Annotated in this window: 1 protein-coding gene; it reads left to right on the top strand. The window is 45.8% G+C overall.

Features of this window, described 5'->3' with window-relative positions; genetic code table 11:
- Positions 1-152: 152 nt before the first annotated feature.
- A partial coding sequence (locus MTBBW1_RS27195) for an IS66 family transposase (RefSeq protein ID WP_222424202.1) occupies positions 153-1,033 on the top strand: 881 nt, incomplete at its 3' end.

Raw genomic sequence — 1,033 nt, forward strand, 5'->3', positions numbered from 1 at the left:
TTCGGCTTAGTCTTGACTTGTCGAAAAATGGATATATTTTTTTATAAAGTTCGGAACAATCCATATTATTTTTGGTGATTCGACCTATGAAAACTTCCTGCAACATATCCCCCTCATTAGTAAGCCCTGAAACAACTCTCCAGGTCGTTGAGTTGTTTGATCAATCCGCCGCTCAGATACTGGTATCATCAAAAGAGTACCATGAACTCAAAAGAGACGTGGGCTATTGGAAACGCATGCATGAAAAGGCCCGCTTACGAGAGGAGAAGTTAAAGCAGGAAGTAAAAGAACTGAAAGCAAAAATTCGTGATTTAACTCATCGCCTGTTTGGGAAAAAAAGCGAAAAAGAAACCTCCGGTAAAAACGAGGCCCAATCAAAACCCTCCAAACCCAAAAAACCTCGTGGTCAGCAGCCTGGAAGTAAGGGGCATGGCCGTACAAATCGACCCAACCTCCCCGAGAAAAAAGAAGAGCGTAATTTCCCAGAACCTCCGGCATGCTCTGTATGCGGTGAAGCCTACATCCCTGATGAAAGCCGGGAAGCTCAAATCATTGAAGTTGAGGTGAAGGCCTATAAACGGGTAATTTCACGTCAGCATATGAAAAAAAACTGTTCATGCAAAGGAGTTCCTGCCACAGTCACAGCGCCCATGCCGCCTACGGTTCTACCCCGCAGCCCATACGGAGTTTCAATCTGGGAGTCTGTGCTGCTCAATAAATACCTGCACAGTCAGCCAACCAATCGCCTTATAAACGATTATGCCGGTTTGGGACTCCCCATTTCGCCGGGAACCATTTCCGGTGGATTACAAAGTCTGGCAAAATTATTCCAGCCGGTTTACGAAGCCCTTTACCAACATCAAGTCACAGAAGAGGACTTGTTTCACAACGATGAAAGTCGCTGGAAAATATTTGAACATGTTGAGGGTAAAGCGGGCAATTTATGGTGGTTATGGGTCAGTCGATCCCCGTCCGTTGTCTTTTTCGAAATTGCGCAGAGCCGTGGAGCCTCTGTTCCGACAGCTCATTTTGA

It is taken from the genome of Desulfamplus magnetovallimortis, from assembly GCF_900170035.1.
Taxonomy (GTDB): Bacteria; Desulfobacterota; Desulfobacteria; order Desulfobacterales; family Desulfobacteraceae; genus Desulfamplus; species Desulfamplus magnetovallimortis.